The sequence below is a fragment of the Bdellovibrio sp. HCB185ZH genome (assembly GCF_047302455.1).
In the GTDB taxonomy this organism is placed as follows: Bacteria; Bdellovibrionota; Bdellovibrionia; order Bdellovibrionales; family Bdellovibrionaceae; genus Bdellovibrio.
Genome location: NZ_CP178624.1, coordinates 2,612,476 through 2,626,284 on the forward strand (window position 1 = coordinate 2,612,476; position 13,809 = coordinate 2,626,284).

Here is a 13,809-nt window from a genome sequence, read left to right on the forward strand (position 1 = left end):
CCTCTCCTACATTTTGATGACGGAACGAATGCTTTTGCCTTCATGCATATAATCAAAGGCTTTATTGATATCTTCAAGTGGCATTTCAAAAGTCACCATGTCGTCGATGTTGATAGCGCCTGACATGTATTGATCCACGTAACCTGGAAGTTCAGTGCGGCCCTTAACTCCTCCAAAGGCAGAACCTTTCCAAACGCGGCCTGTAACCAGTTGGAAAGGACGTGTAGAGATCTCTTGTCCCGCGCCCGCTACACCGATGATGATGGATTGACCCCAGCCGCGGTGAGCGCACTCAAGTGCTGCACGCATAAGTGCGGTGCTACCAACACACTCAAATGAATAATCAACACCCCATTCAGTCATTTCAATGATTACTTGTTGGATCGGTTTATCGAATTTGTTGGGATTTACAAAATCAGTGGCGCCGAATTTTTCGGCCATTTCTCTTTTTGCATCGTTGATATCGATCGCGATGATACGAGAAGCTCCAGCCATTTTTGCACCTTGAATAACAGAAAGACCGATACCACCCAGACCGAATACGGCAACGGTTGCGCCTTTTTCGACTTTAGCGGTATTCAAAACGGCGCCGATTCCTGTCGTTACTCCACAACCTAACAAGCAAACCTTGTCCAAAGGCGCCGCTGGATTAACTTTCGCCAAAGCGATCTCTGGAACCACGGTGTATTCAGCAAATGTTGAGCAACCCATATAGTGATGAATCATTTTGCCATCTTTAGAAAAACGAGAAGTACCATCTGGCATCAAACCTTTACCTTGTGTCGCACGAATGCGAACGCACAAATTGGTTTTTCCAGAAAGGCAGAACTTACATTCTTTACACTCAGGAGTATAAAGCGGGATGACGTGATCCCCTTTTTTAAGAGTGGTGACGCCTTCACCGACTGCTTCAACGATACCGCCGCCTTCATGACCGAGAATAACTGGGAAAAGACCTTCAGGATCTGCTCCTGACAACGTGAAAGCATCCGTATGACAAACGCCTGTTGCGACAACTTTGATTAAGACCTCGCCTTTTTTAGGTGCTTCTAATTCAACCTCTTCGATAGATAAAGGGGCTCCGGCTTTCCACGCAACTGCGGCTTTGATTTTCATACTGACTCCTTAAGTGTATTTAATGAAGGAATTATATGGAGATACCGCTTTCTTGACTAGGCGACAAAAAGAACAATACTGTTTCTGTATGGAAACAATAAAGTCGCTCCAGGGAATCATTTCGTTTGTCAAAGTCGCTGATGTCGGAAGCTTTTCAAAAGCTGCTGAAATTTTGAACGTTTCGAAATCTCACATCAGTAAAAACATCCGCCAATTAGAGGCCGACTTGGGTATCGCACTTTTTGTTCGCTCCACCCGCAAAGTACAGCTGACTCATCTGGGGGAGCGTTTTCTTGAGACCTGTCGTGAATCTTTAAAAAGCCTTGATTCCGCCAAGCAGGAGATTTTGGATCTATCCGACACTCCACGCGGCACTCTGCGAGTGACGCTGGCGGGAATTTTTGGCGAGGACTACATTGCGCCCGTGGTAATTGAAATGGCTAAACGATATCCCGATTTAAAAGTCGAATTAAATTTCTCGACCCGCATTGTGGATTTAATTGAGGAAAAGTTCGATGTCGCGATTCGCATCGGGCACTTGGAAAATTCATCTTTGATGGCACAAAAAATTGCCTCTCGATTTGAATACATCGTGTGTTCGAAAAGCTATCTTTCATCAGCGCCGCCTCTGAAAGAGCCACAGGACTTGATTCAACACAACTGCATCGGCGAGCGCAGTTCATGGAGTTTTAAAAAACGCGGAAAAAGTTTTCAGGTTCAGGTTTCAGGAAACTTTAAAAGCAACAACCCACGGGTCATGCAAAAGGCTGCCCTGGCGGGTTTGGGGATTGCGCGACTTCCGGGATCTTACGCTTTTGAGGAAATAAAAAAAGGCCGCCTGATTTCAGTTTTGGAAAATTTTAATGAAGGAAAAAAGGACATTTGGGCGGTCACACCGATCCGCCACAAACAAAATATTAACGTGAAAGTCTTTATCCAAGAGGTTAAGAAGTACCTTTCTGACGACTATGGACACGTATTATTCTAAATAATTCCCACATGTTGCGCCGAGTAAATACAGTTGTGATAAGGGCTTAGGATTACATTACTGAAATCAATTCTCACTATGCCTACTTTTTCAGCAACGACTCGCATCCTTCATTGACGATATCCTGACAATCTGACAAAACCTGTCCTTCCTCAAAAAAACTTGGAGTTTTAATTTCTTATGAGTCAATTCGATCGCACCTATGAGCTCGGCAAGCTTTATAGCGATCGTGGAGAGTTCGGTCCCGCTGCGGATCACCTTCGCGAAGCTAGTGAAGGCTATTTCGCTGAAAAGAACTTCTCTCAATATCTCAAGTGCCAAAACTTGTTGTTGCGTATTTTTGCCGAACGCGAACAAACAGAAGAAATCAACAAAACCAAGGAAAAACTCCAAGACCTGGTTTTGAATGAGGGCTTCGAACTTAATTCTAAAACTTACTACACTCTTGCAGTCTGCGCGTCTTACAAAGGCCAAACTGATGTGGCGTTGGATTACGTACAAAAAGCGCTTGCGATCGCGCTAGCTTCTGACAACAAAGAGGACATCTGCAACGCCATCTTCGGTCTTGCGATGGTTTACTCTGCTCCAGGTGTTGCTCGTTACGCTGACGCCTTGAAAGAGATCTACAACCTTGAAGTGTTCTTCCAGGTTTACAATCTTCCTGATTTGAAAATTTCATCTTTGATCTTGAACGGTAACATCCTTGCGCAAATGAAAAAGCATGAGGAAGCTGTGACGGTATTGTGGAAAGCTTACGATGCTCTTAAAGAAACTCGTAATGTTGTTTCCGCTTCTTACCTGATGATCCAATTGGGTGATGTGTATTTCGAAATGGGCGATAAAGATTTGGCTCGCGTTTACTTGGCGTTGGCACAAAAATCTATCGACTCCGAAAATCACGTTCGCCTGGCTAAGATTGCTCAGTTCTACGCATCTAAAATTGGTGCGGATTCTCAGCACAGCTATGACCTAGTATTCGACGAAGTTAACCATGCGGTGACTGAGCGTAAATTGGGTCGTATCGATTTCAAAAATCAATTCATCCTTTTGGATCTATTGCGTCTGTTCGTTCAGAACCAAGGCACTATTTATTCGAAAGAATTCCTGGTCGAGAATGTTTGGAAGCAGCCATATGATCCTGCGATCCATGACAATAAGATTTACGTGACGATTAAACGTCTTCGTAAGTTGATCGAACCAGATTACGAAAAACCAAAATATATTTTTAGAGCCAAAAACGGCTATTACATGAATAAAGCTGCTCGAGTCCATTTCGAGCACTAGTAGGGGTTTTCATGTTACGTCATATTTTTTTAGCAGCTCTGTTGATCTTTTCCAGCGTAAGCCATGCGCAGGCTTCGTCTTACCACGCACATGCTTGGGATTATGACGAAGGCAGCATCATGCCGTCTGGAGACAATCGTCCGGTCCCATGGCCTTGGACATTGGCGCAGCCATTCCCTTGGGATGATATCCAAGGTTTGTGGAAGGTCGAACAGGATAACTACGTATCTTACTTCGCATTCAAAGTTGTGAAGCAAGCAAGCGGTGGCCGCCAGCTTCTGGTTAGACAAATCGATGGGGAAACTCGTCGTGTGTTGGCCGAGGGCCCGGGTTTCGAAAGAGACAACATCGTGTTTGCGCAAATGACGAGCTGTGGTGGTGCTACGTACCGTCTGAAGCTGACATCATTTAAACGTGAAGATTCTCCGCAGCCGCCGGTGATGGGTAATCTCTACACGGGTTCAGTGATGGTATTGTCGATGAGCGATCTAGGCGACAAGAGCGCTTATTACATCGCCCATTTGCAGCTGACGAAGGTTTCTTCGCGTTTTCGCTTCACGCAAGACACTTGCCTGTCGCACTAACGAGAATTTTTAAAAAAGTTAAAAAAGATATTGCAAAGTTAGAAGGACGCAGATAAACATAGGTCCTTCTTACCGATAGGGAGTTAGCTCAGTTGGTAGAGCGCCACCCTTACAAGGTGGATGTCGCAGGTTCGAATCCTGTACTCCCTACCAATCTTCTAAAAGATTGGCCTATCGAAAAACAACCACCCTCGAGGTGGTTTTTTTATTTGTGCTCACGATATCTCAAAACAGCAATACAATTGACTGACCTCGCAAATCCAGGCTTGATCAACCTCCTCAAATATCAACGGAGATCTCATGGCAATTCAAGAGCTAAGTCAGGACGAAATTCATTCTATGACCCTCGAGCAAAAGGACGAGTGGTGGTTACAGAATGTATACAAAGGCGATATGCCGCAACTTACGATTCGCTCGGCTCTGACGGGTGTGATCTTGGGTGGCATCCTAAGCATGACCAATCTATACATCGGCATTAAAACGGGTTGGACTCTTGGAGTGGGCATCTCTTCTGTGATCTTGTCCTTTGCATTTTTTAAAATCATGGATCGTATGAAGATTGGTTCTCATATGACGATACTTGAAAACAATGCGATGCAATCGATTGCGACAAGTGCTGGTTATATGACGGCGCCGTTAATGGCTTCAATGCCCGCTTATATGATGGTGACTGGCCAAGTGGTGCCAATGTATCAGACGATTTGGTGGATCATCGCACTTGCGATACTGGGTGTTTTGTTCGCTTTCCCTTTGAAGAAACGTTTTATTAACGATGAACAAATGCCATTCCCTGAAGGCTATGCTTCGGGTGTGGTATTGGATAGCTTACATTCTGAAGATGGTGGCGATGGCGTCTTCAAGGCAAAACTTTTGATGGGCGGCGCAGGTCTTTCTGCTTTGATTGAATTTCTGCGGGCCGAACCGATCCTCTCGGCATTGAAATTGAAATTCTTGGCGTTTCCGCAGTACTGGGACGATTTCATCTATAAATTCGCAACTCCTCGTTTATTTAATACTCCCCTTAAGGATCTGACAATTCAGTGGGACACATCGATTGTGATGTTGGGCACTGGTGGCTTGATGAGTATGAAAACTTCGATGTCCCTGCTTATTGGGGCGATGTTGAATTATTTCTTGTGTGCTCCAATTTTGATTCAAGCGGGAGTTATCCCTGAAGCAAAATTTAAAGCCATCGCCATGTGGGCGCTGTGGGGCGGAGCTTCGATGATGACCACCTCTTCGTTGTTTTCATTCTTTTCGAAACCAAAAATGTTGAAGGAAGCCTTTACTAAAAGCTTCACGAAAAACAGTCTGCATAAGCATCATGACGTTTTAAACAAGATCGAATTGCCAATGTGGATTTTTGCAGTCGGCATTCCTTTGGTTGGTGCCGTGGTTGTTTATTTGGGCCATGTTTGGTTTGGTATTCACTATTGGCTGGGTATTTTAGCGATCCCATTGGTCTTTGTGTTTACACTCATTGCAGTGACATCCACGGGCCTAACAGCGATCACTCCAGGGGGTGCGCTTGGTAAATTGACTCAGATCACTTACGGTGTTTTAGCTCCGGGCAATGTGACAACAAACCTTATGACGGCCGGAATTACTTCTGAAGTTTCTTTGAATGCCAGTAACCTTTTGATGGATATCAAACCGGGTTACATGTTGGGCGGTAAACCCCGTCACCAAGCGATCGGGCATGTGCTGGGTATTTTCGCCGGCGCATTCATCGCGGTACCGGTTTTTTATTCTTTGTTCCATGGTGATGTTTCCACTTTCACCTCCGATGCAATGCCACTTCCAGGCGCGGCTATTTGGAAAGGTGTGGCTGAAGCACTGACTAAAGGATTAGGAAATTTGCATCCGACAGCACAGGCTGCGGCGGCAATTGGTGCCGTCCTTGGTATTGTGATTGAGTTCTTAAGTAAGAAAACACGCGGTCGTTTCCCGCTATCTGGTGTCGGGCTGGGTTTGGGCTTTGTCCTGCGCTTTACGGATGCTTGGTCCATGGCTCTGGGAACATTGTTGTTTTGGGTCGCTCGTAAAAAGTTTACGAACGAAAAAGGCTTTGGTTATCGCGCATTCGTGCAAAATCAAGAAACGATGGCCGCTGGTATTATTGCCGGGGGATCGATCATTGGAATCGTACTCATTTTGTTGGAAAATGCCTTAGGATAAAGGGCAAACAGAACGCGGGTCGTCAAGGCGACCCGTAGATTAATTCTTAATAATTTTCTGTCTACAAAGTATGGAGGAATGCTTCATTTCTCGAAATCTAATGCATTCGCTCGTGTCCTAAGTTATCTGACTCCATCGGAATTCGCGAGGGGTGCGAAGTTCCAGAATGTACTTGTAAGGAGTGATCATGAAATTGTTGTTGGCAGCGCTTTTGGCGTCCACTTTCTCTGTAGCTGCATTTGCTCAGTCTTTTCCGGAAGAAACACCACTAAAACTTTCTAAGCGTGAAGAAGCTGAAAAGCGTTTGATGGTTGAAGATTCTTACGAAGCACCAAAGGGTCAGTTGTTTTTTGAAGATGACTACTTTGCTGGTCAAACAGACTACAACGACTACACGAACATCATCGTGATCAACAAAAAAGCTAAGGGTAATGGCGCACAAACTCTTCGCCTTTACACAAACCGCCGCTTGGTTCTTACAACTCCAATTTCTTCTGGTACAGAGGAAGTGGAATACATTGGTAAATTCAAAGGCGTTATCAATGGAATCTTCAAAGGTTCTCGCAGCTCTCATTGGAGACACACGACTCGTGGTTTCTACTCTGTGAAACGCGTTTACGACTATAACTACCGTTCTGGCGAATCTAAATTCCAAATGCCATACGCGATGTTCTTTAACGACGCTCGTGGTTTGGCGGTTCACCAAGTACCTCCAGATATCTCTGGCGGCGAGGCAAACGGTGTCGCGGCTTTGGGTCAACGTGCTTCCTCTGGTTGCGTGCGTGTGAAATCTGGTCAAATCAACATCATCCACGACGCGGTTGTTAGAGCCGACAAAGGCCAAATGCCAGTTATCGATACGAAAACAGGTCGCCAAATGGTCGACAAATACGGTAAGCCACAAATTAAAGTGGGCTACCGCTCTCTAGTGATCGTGGAAGAGTACTAATACCGACTTGACCCTAACTCTTAAGGGCAATAAAAAGGCTGAACCTACGGGTTTGGCCTTTTTTCATTTGGGCCTCCCTCTTGGAGCATTTATGACTTTGAACGAACTTGTGAAAATCTCTGATGAACAACGTGATCACCAATGGGAAATTGATTTCTTTATGGCGATCACTTCCGGCAAAGTAAAGTTGATGCTGGATGCTCCTCAACAGGGCCCGGATGGCTGGCCGTATATGCTTGCAGAAACTTCTGCGGATGCCACAGAGCCGGCAAATAAAATCATGCAGTGGGCGGCACTGAAAGGTGTGGGCTTAGCGGTAAATCCACAGAAAAATTATCCAGACTACGTATTCACATACGGAATGCTTTGGCACTTCAAAGAAACAGGATTGTTCTATCGTACGGCTGATGAAGCACCCGTCGGTGTTTTGGAAATGGAAAAAGGCCAAGGTCTTCATGCAGGGGAGCCAGCGCCTTCTTACCTTCCGCAATACGTTCGTAACATCATCAAAGAGTTTCTTCGCGACCAGGCGGTCATGCGCCCACGTATTTTGGTGATGAGCCAGGATCGTAAGCACTACGATTTGGCTTTCTCGTTGGAGTCATTGGGTAATCCTCCAGAAAAAGAACACCAAGGAATCGCGGAAGCGATTAGCTGGTTCTTACCTCCACATTATTCCATCGTGCTTGTTTCTGAAATGGGCTTACCGAAATTCACGGATCTTTAAGCTAGGCTTAGGGCGAGCAGGACCCGCTCGTCCTTACAATTGTTCCCTCGTAGATTATCATATTTAAAAGGGAATAATTCATGCTGAGATATCTCGGCGCTCTCGCTATTTTTCTGGGCGCTTCCACAGCTTTATCTACAAATACTCTCACGCCACCGGCGGAGATCAATTATTCCGTTTATTCCAAAGAGTATCCGAGCGAGAAATTAAACGGACCGGTGAATAAGTCGTTGAGGGATCACCAAGTGATTTCACCTGGCGAGCGCGATGATTTGATTGATAAAGCGGGACTCACAAAATTCTTTAAAAATAAAAGTCACTATGAGCGGGATATGTTTGTGCTGCGTGCACAAAATAGCGGAGCAAAAGCTTTCGCAAAAAAATATCCAGCTCTACCGAAAAAGCAATTAGCAAAATTTCAAATGCTCATCAAGGACGCTCGCTAATGTTGAAATCCTCTTTCAGCGTTTTAGTAATTGTTATGTCCTTCGCGATGTCGGCGAACGCTGATATCCTATTTTTAGATCTTAATGGAAATCCCAAAGAAATCGAGGCCGCGAAAGCAGCAGCGGCCAAGCGTGGGGAAAAAGTAATCGTAATTCCAGAGATAACTAAAGAGCTTGCGGCTAATCAAGTTAAGTTCAAGGAGCTTACCCAAAAAGCAAATGCAGAGTATTTAAAAAAAGGCTGCTCCGTCGGAATAGAGAAAACGGAAGCCTGTGCAGCTGTTGCTAAAAATCTAGATGAGGCCATGGCAAGAGAGAATAAATTTCGGCAGGAAAATGAATTAAATGCCAAGACTCTGGAAAAAAGCATCGCAGAGCTAAAGCAAAAAGGTGTGCAGCTTTCTTCGATGGTAGTTTCCGGTCACGATGGAAATGGGCATTTTGCTGGCCGTTTCGGCGACCTCGATGACAAAGCTCTCTCGGATGCATTTTTAAAAAATCCACCGATGGGTGATGGAATTCGTTCATTGGCGTTGTGGGGTTGTTATACCGCAAACATTAGCAGTCTTAGTTTGTATTGGAAAAAGTCTTTTCCTCAAGTTGAAGTTGTTGTTGGTTTCGATAGACAAGGTCCTTTGGGAAATAGCCCCGCAAATTGGGCACTGCTAAAAGATTTCCTATCTAAAGAAAAAGAACTTACGCAGATAAAGGACGAAAACGAATTGCAAAAAGCCTTAAAAGGATTGGATGGCGTCAGGATCACGGATGCCGCAATTTGCGTGGGCGGAAAGTTTTCGAATAAAAAGCTTACGATGGATTTGGCAAATGTTCAGTCCATGTGTGAGGGTCCTTATCTGAAGGATGCAAAAATTTACAGCTGTTATCTGAATGCCGAAGAGGGGTGTGCTAATCCTCCCGCAAACACTTCAGACAGTGATCTCCGTAGATTTTATGAAAAGCTGCAGGACTATGCTCATTGCAAAGAAGTGCTTTCTCCTGAACAACAGGTCGGAGTTCCATCCCCTGATACAATGATTCGCCTCATTCACTTTGCCGATGTAAAAAAGAACTTCGTTCAAAATTTTTCCCGTGAGATCGCAGACTATAACCAGCTCTTGGATAAAGTAGGTGCTCCCAAAGACCTTCGCTGGGGAAACATCCAAAAAATGAGCCGCGCCGAGGTTTTAGGAAAGCTCAATGCAACTGCAAGATATCTGAACGATAAAACTAACGAAGACTCAGCCTTAAAACCCGAATTCATGGCGCTAAAAAACTTTATGAATCTTGGAATTCAGCCGGTACTTGGGGACCTCAATGTTCCTTTTACCTGGGTTGAAGCGGGTGCGGGGCCCAGCGAAGGCATGAAAAACGGAATGGTGACGGCTTCTCCAGCAAACGTCACCCGCGTGCGCAAAGATTATGAAAACGACCGGGCCACACGACTGATGAACGAGAAGATCGAATCCGTGCTGAAAACAAACAGCGCCACGAAAGCTCAGATGGAAGCCATCGGCGCAAGGGAAAAAGAACTTCAAAGACAAATGGAAGCGGGCGCTAATTTCCGCGACATTATGGGCCCTGCTCAGCAGATAGACGAAGACAAGCAGAAGCTTCGCCAAAACAACTGGAAGACGATATCAGTGGAGCTCGAGCAATATAAGCAGCAATTAAAATCACAAGATTACGCAAGTTCCGAAGGCCAGAAGATCTTCAATGCAAAGCTCGATGAGCTAGTAACCAGTTACGCCAAATAAAAAAGGGAATCCGGCTGGATTCCCTTTTTGGTCTCATAGGCATTTAAAGCAGAACTATTCTTCGTCCATCTCTCCTGGAGTTGGCAAAAGATCCATCAGGCATTCTCTCCAATATTCTGGAGCGTCTTCGCTGTAATCAACAGCGATATGGAAGCCTTTTTTACCCAATAGTTTTGTTCTTTTAATTACACCTGAAATTTCCAGGTTCATTTCGTCCAGATGCATGAAGACTCTGTCGCCAATCAAAACATCCAACGTTAGATTTTTTCTAAGTGCTGTGGGAATAAGATCATCTCTTTTTACTAAAAGAAGCAGACCTGTCGAAGATGCTTCCACGATTTCGCAGTTCTTTGCGATTTTAGCGAAATCATCCAGTGAAGTCATATACGACACATGAATCGGTGTGACTTCCTTACGGGGAGCGATCCGTTTATTTGCAGCTGTGTTTCCCATTTATACCTACCTTGCCCTAATGAAACTTGCCTTATGAGCCCCTGCACTTCTTCTGACTTTGCAGGCTTATAAACTCTTCGGCAAGACCGGACCAAAGTTAAAGGTTCACGCAGTAAAAACCAAAACTAAATTTCTGCTCGTGGAAACACACGCCAGCTCCGGCGCTCGGGGCTTGGTGTTCAGAGTAATTTTGTAAGGTGAATGTCTCATAGTGGGACGTGATTTTTTGCCAATCCCCTACAGAAAATTCGGAAAGGACCGAGGGCTGTTTGAACGGACGAAGCGCTTTATAGCACGCCTCTTTGGCCGTCCATAAGCTCGCAGCACTGGGGGCCGCTTCGTACTCTCCGGGCTTTGCTACGCGCCTTGCGATGGGGTCTGAAACCCGGTGGGTATTTTCCACGTCAACGCCCACAGCTTGCGAAGAAATCATTAACACTCCCATTCCTTGAGTATGAGCGATGCTGGAGTGGAGGGGAGAAGTGGAACTTAAAATGATCTGATCACGCTGGGCATGAATCAATTTGCGGTTTTCGGGATTTTCACTGCCCCATTCTGCATAAGCAAAGACCTGTAAGTCGGGGCAGTTCAGATATTTTCTTAAAGACTCTAACTTGTGATTGTCGATGATCAACATGTCAGAGTCCTCAAAGATTAAAGAGCAAATTCAGTGGGCCAAGTAACGGCTTTACCGCTAGTGATATCCATCATGCGATCCAAAGACGTTTTCGCTTCCAGGCGCAAGGCTTCTGGCAAAGTCACCTCGGGCTTGAAAGTCTCAAGCGCACGTTTGATTTTCTCCATGTTGTTCATTTTCATATAAGGGCAGTCATTGCACTTGCAACCCTCGTCAACAACCGGTGCTTGAATGAACGCAGCATCCGGACGACGCTTTTGCATTTGATGGAAAATGCCAGTCTCGGTTGCGACGATAAATTTCTTGTGAGGATTGCTGGAAACGGAATCGAGCAAGTGTTGAGTTGAACCAATCACGTTAGCATAAGCCAACACAGAATCATCACACTCCGGGTGAGCCAGGATTAATGCATCTGGGTGTTCTTGAATAAGCGCAGCCAAACGGTTCGCATTGAACAGCACGTGCACTTCACAAGAACCATTCCAAAATTCCATTTCACGGCCTAATTTTTTAGACAACCAGCGCCCCAAGTGCTGGTCGGGTCCGAATAAGATCTTACGATCTTTAGGAATGGCATTAACGATTTGCTGAGCATTCGAAGAAGTGATGATCACATCAGAAATGGATTTAACTTCAGCAGAGGAGTTGATGTAAGTGACCGCGATGCCATCGCGATGTTGTTGGCGCCAAGCCAAGTACTTGTCGTAAGGAGCCCCTTTAACCAGCGAGCATGTTGCTTCAAGCTCAGGCACCAAAACTGTTTTAGTCGGGTTCATGATCTTTACGGATTCCGCCATGAACACAACACCCGCAAGCAGAATGACTTGCTCTTTAACTTCCTGACCTTTTTTAGCCAAAAAGAAACTGTCACCCACATAGTCAGCGACATCTTGGATCTCGCCATCTTCATAGTAGTGAGCAAGAACGACGGCGTTCTTCTCTTTTTTCAGTCTTTGAATTTCAGCAGCAACATCATAACTCATAGTCATTACCTCGCCCTGGCAATATACGCCTGAAAGTAATAGGACATTATACGCCGAATAGGTGCGACATCCTATAGCACAGCCCTTCCAAGGTCGTAAGAGGAAAATGAAAGCGAATTGAAGTTACAATTGGGCTCAAAAGGAGGCTCTGATTACAGAGTCGTTCCACCTTTTAGAACGTTGATAATAGACTTGGAAGCGGTCTTCAAAGACTCGAACACGCCACGGCCTTCGGAAGCACAGCCTTCGATTTCAGGGGCGTTGTAAGGGTTTAAAGCGCTTCTCATCTCAGCCAGTGACGCCACATTTGGAAGGTCGCGCTTATTGTACTGCATGATCAACGGGATTTCTTTGATGTCGTAACCTTGTTGTTCAAGGTTCGTTTCCAAATTGCGCAAAGATTCCAAGTTTTCGTCCATACGCTCGATTTGCGAGTCAGCGACGAAAATAACCCCGTCCAAACCTTTGAGGATCAACTTACGGGAAGCATCGTAAACAACCTGGCCCGGGACTGTGTAAAGGTGGAAGCGAGTTTTGAAACCGCGGATTTCCCCCACGTTCAGTGGAAGGAAGTCAAAGAACAGAGTGCGCTCGATGTCCGTATTCAATGCCACCAGCTTGGATTTTTGATCCTCAGCCGTTTTTTGGTAAACCCACTGAATATTCGTCGTCTTACCACCCAATGATGGGCCGTAATACACGACTTTGCAGTGAATCTCTTTGGCATTGTAGTTAATAAAGGACATTACAGCTCCACTCTATTTTGCAGGGCACGACCCATAGTTCTATCATCTACGAAATCGATGTCGCTGCCAATAGGAACTCCATGGGCAATGCGAGAAAGTTTCAATCCTTTACCCTGCAACTGTTTAGCAAGGTACAAAATCGTCGTATCGCCTTCAAGATCTGCGTCCAATGCAAGGATGATCTCCTTAATCACGGGGCCGTCACCGCGCAAACCTGCGTCCACTCGGTCGATCAATTCATGGATTTTTAGTTCTTTAGGACCGATGCCTTCCAATGGAGAGATCGCCCCATGCAAAACATGGTAACGGCCTCTGAATGCACCAGAGGATTCGATGCGCATGATATCGGAAGGCTCTTCCACCACACAAATGGACTCATCCAAACGGTGTGCGTCTTTGCAATAACGGCAAATATCAGCATCCGTAAAGTTGAAGCATTGTGGGCAGTCATGAACTTCTGCGCGCACACGAAGAAGCGCTTCACTCAAACGCTCTGGAAATTCACTCTCAGATTTAAGAATGAAATAGGCCAAACGCTGAGCAGTCTTCGGCCCGATACCAGGCAGACGGCTCATTTCGTGGACTAATTTTTCAAGGGCAGTGATGTGAAGCAAGGGTTTCTCCGATTATCTGACTAGAACATACCTGGGATGTTCATGCCGCCAGTGATTTTTTCCATTTCTTTGGAAGAGATATCACGAGCTTTTTTAACTGCTTCGTTAGTTGCAGTCATGATCATATCTTGAAGCATTTCCACGTCGCCGTCTTTCATAACGTCAGCGCTGATTTTCAAATCAGTGATCATGTGGTCGCCGTTAACTTTTACAGTGACAGCGCCGCCACCAGAAGTTGCTTCGTACTCAGCCTTAGCAAGCTCCTCTTGGGCTTTTTTCATTTTCATTTGCATTTGGTTAGCTTGCTTCATCAAAGCAGCCATTCCGCCTGGAAGACCTTTCATAAGTTC

Annotated in this window: 15 protein-coding genes and 1 tRNA gene; 9 read left to right on the plus strand and 7 right to left on the minus strand. The window is 45.4% G+C overall.

Annotated elements, in window-relative coordinates; translation table 11 throughout:
• Positions 1–6: 6 nt before the first annotated feature.
• Positions 7–1,116, minus strand: a complete 1,110-nt coding sequence (locus ACLSU7_RS12775; protein WP_413292271.1) for an S-(hydroxymethyl)glutathione dehydrogenase/class III alcohol dehydrogenase — start codon at positions 1,114–1,116, stop codon at positions 7–9.
• An 88-nt stretch (positions 1,117–1,204) separates the two neighbouring features.
• Between ACLSU7_RS12775 and ACLSU7_RS12780 the strand changes: the two genes are divergently transcribed.
• The 9 genes from ACLSU7_RS12780 to ACLSU7_RS12820 all read left to right on the plus strand — a co-directional run bounded on the left by ACLSU7_RS12780 (position 1,205) and on the right by ACLSU7_RS12820 (position 10,026).
• A complete protein-coding gene (locus ACLSU7_RS12780) occupies positions 1,205–2,104 on the plus strand; it encodes a LysR substrate-binding domain-containing protein (RefSeq protein WP_413292272.1) in 900 nt (299 codons plus the stop codon).
• A gap of 180 nt (positions 2,105–2,284) precedes the next feature.
• Positions 2,285–3,388 (plus strand): winged helix-turn-helix domain-containing protein, encoded by a 1,104-nt coding sequence (locus ACLSU7_RS12785; protein WP_413292273.1) that lies wholly within the window; start codon positions 2,285–2,287, stop codon positions 3,386–3,388.
• Between the two features lie 11 nt (positions 3,389–3,399).
• Entirely contained in the window at positions 3,400–3,972 is a 573-nt protein-coding gene (locus ACLSU7_RS12790) for a hypothetical protein (protein WP_413292274.1), read from the plus strand.
• A 77-nt stretch (positions 3,973–4,049) separates the two neighbouring features.
• Positions 4,050–4,125, plus strand: a tRNA-Val gene (locus ACLSU7_RS12795).
• A gap of 147 nt (positions 4,126–4,272) precedes the next feature.
• The gene (locus tag ACLSU7_RS12800; RefSeq protein ID WP_413292275.1) at positions 4,273–6,150 is read left to right on the plus strand and encodes an OPT family oligopeptide transporter; all 1,878 of its coding nucleotides are present in this window, start codon (positions 4,273–4,275) and stop codon (positions 6,148–6,150) included.
• A gap of 187 nt (positions 6,151–6,337) precedes the next feature.
• Positions 6,338–7,099 (plus strand): L,D-transpeptidase, encoded by a 762-nt coding sequence (locus tag ACLSU7_RS12805; RefSeq protein WP_413292276.1) that lies wholly within the window; start codon positions 6,338–6,340, stop codon positions 7,097–7,099.
• A gap of 91 nt (positions 7,100–7,190) precedes the next feature.
• Positions 7,191–7,826: a hypothetical protein gene (locus ACLSU7_RS12810; RefSeq protein WP_413292277.1), complete on the plus strand. Its 636-nt coding sequence runs from the start codon at positions 7,191–7,193 to the stop codon at positions 7,824–7,826.
• Between the two features lie 80 nt (positions 7,827–7,906).
• Entirely contained in the window at positions 7,907–8,272 is a 366-nt protein-coding gene (locus ACLSU7_RS12815; RefSeq protein ID WP_413292278.1) for a hypothetical protein, read from the plus strand.
• Positions 8,272–10,026, plus strand: a complete 1,755-nt coding sequence (locus tag ACLSU7_RS12820) for a hypothetical protein (RefSeq protein WP_413292279.1) — start codon at positions 8,272–8,274, stop codon at positions 10,024–10,026. Before ACLSU7_RS12815 ends, ACLSU7_RS12820 begins: the two co-directional genes overlap by 1 nt.
• 54 nt (positions 10,027–10,080) lie before the next feature.
• Here the strand turns inward: ACLSU7_RS12820 and ACLSU7_RS12825 are convergent, their stop codons facing one another.
• The 6 genes from ACLSU7_RS12825 to ACLSU7_RS12850 form a co-directional block, all read right to left on the minus strand.
• Complete coding sequence (locus ACLSU7_RS12825; RefSeq protein ID WP_413292280.1) at positions 10,081–10,479, minus strand: hypothetical protein; 399 nt, start codon at positions 10,477–10,479, stop codon at positions 10,081–10,083.
• Positions 10,480–10,576: 97 nt separating this feature from the next.
• A complete protein-coding gene (locus ACLSU7_RS12830) occupies positions 10,577–11,116 on the minus strand; it encodes a 4'-phosphopantetheinyl transferase family protein (RefSeq protein ID WP_413292281.1) in 540 nt (179 codons plus the stop codon).
• 17 nt (positions 11,117–11,133) lie between these two features.
• A complete protein-coding gene (gene nadA / locus ACLSU7_RS12835; protein ID WP_413292282.1) occupies positions 11,134–12,105 on the minus strand; it encodes a quinolinate synthase NadA in 972 nt (323 codons plus the stop codon).
• Positions 12,106–12,251: 146 nt separating this feature from the next.
• Positions 12,252–12,845, minus strand: coding sequence for a GTP-binding protein (locus tag ACLSU7_RS12840; protein WP_088615854.1), 594 nt, complete (start codon positions 12,843–12,845; stop codon positions 12,252–12,254).
• The gene (gene recR / locus ACLSU7_RS12845; RefSeq protein WP_413292284.1) at positions 12,845–13,459 is read right to left on the minus strand and encodes a recombination mediator RecR; all 615 of its coding nucleotides are present in this window, start codon (positions 13,457–13,459) and stop codon (positions 12,845–12,847) included. The genes ACLSU7_RS12840 and recR overlap by 1 nt, the downstream gene beginning before the upstream one ends.
• A gap of 20 nt (positions 13,460–13,479) precedes the next feature.
• Complete coding sequence (locus tag ACLSU7_RS12850) at positions 13,480–13,803, minus strand: YbaB/EbfC family nucleoid-associated protein (RefSeq protein ID WP_142701864.1); 324 nt, start codon at positions 13,801–13,803, stop codon at positions 13,480–13,482.
• Between the last annotated feature and the right edge of the window lie 6 nt (positions 13,804–13,809).

Coding starts and splice junctions, on each gene's coding strand:
- ACLSU7_RS12825 (WP_413292280.1), bottom strand. CDS start 10,479: ATGGGAAACACAGCTGCAAATAAACGGATCGCTCCCCGTAAGGAAGTC.
- ACLSU7_RS12805 (WP_413292276.1), top strand. CDS start 6,338: ATGAAATTGTTGTTGGCAGCGCTTTTGGCGTCCACTTTCTCTGTAGCT.
- ACLSU7_RS12785 (WP_413292273.1), top strand. CDS start 2,285: ATGAGTCAATTCGATCGCACCTATGAGCTCGGCAAGCTTTATAGCGAT.
- ACLSU7_RS12850 (WP_142701864.1), bottom strand. CDS start 13,803: ATGAAAGGTCTTCCAGGCGGAATGGCTGCTTTGATGAAGCAAGCTAAC.
- ACLSU7_RS12815 (WP_413292278.1), top strand. CDS start 7,907: ATGCTGAGATATCTCGGCGCTCTCGCTATTTTTCTGGGCGCTTCCACA.
- ACLSU7_RS12790 (WP_413292274.1), top strand. CDS start 3,400: ATGTTACGTCATATTTTTTTAGCAGCTCTGTTGATCTTTTCCAGCGTA.
- ACLSU7_RS12780 (WP_413292272.1), top strand. CDS start 1,205: ATGGAAACAATAAAGTCGCTCCAGGGAATCATTTCGTTTGTCAAAGTC.
- ACLSU7_RS12810 (WP_413292277.1), top strand. CDS start 7,191: ATGACTTTGAACGAACTTGTGAAAATCTCTGATGAACAACGTGATCAC.
- ACLSU7_RS12820 (WP_413292279.1), top strand. CDS start 8,272: ATGTTGAAATCCTCTTTCAGCGTTTTAGTAATTGTTATGTCCTTCGCG.
- ACLSU7_RS12840 (WP_088615854.1), bottom strand. CDS start 12,845: ATGTCCTTTATTAACTACAATGCCAAAGAGATTCACTGCAAAGTCGTG.
- ACLSU7_RS12775 (WP_413292271.1), bottom strand. CDS start 1,116: ATGAAAATCAAAGCCGCAGTTGCGTGGAAAGCCGGAGCCCCTTTATCT.
- ACLSU7_RS12800 (WP_413292275.1), top strand. CDS start 4,273: ATGGCAATTCAAGAGCTAAGTCAGGACGAAATTCATTCTATGACCCTC.
- ACLSU7_RS12830 (WP_413292281.1), bottom strand. CDS start 11,116: ATGTTGATCATCGACAATCACAAGTTAGAGTCTTTAAGAAAATATCTG.
- nadA (WP_413292282.1), bottom strand. CDS start 12,105: ATGACTATGAGTTATGATGTTGCTGCTGAAATTCAAAGACTGAAAAAA.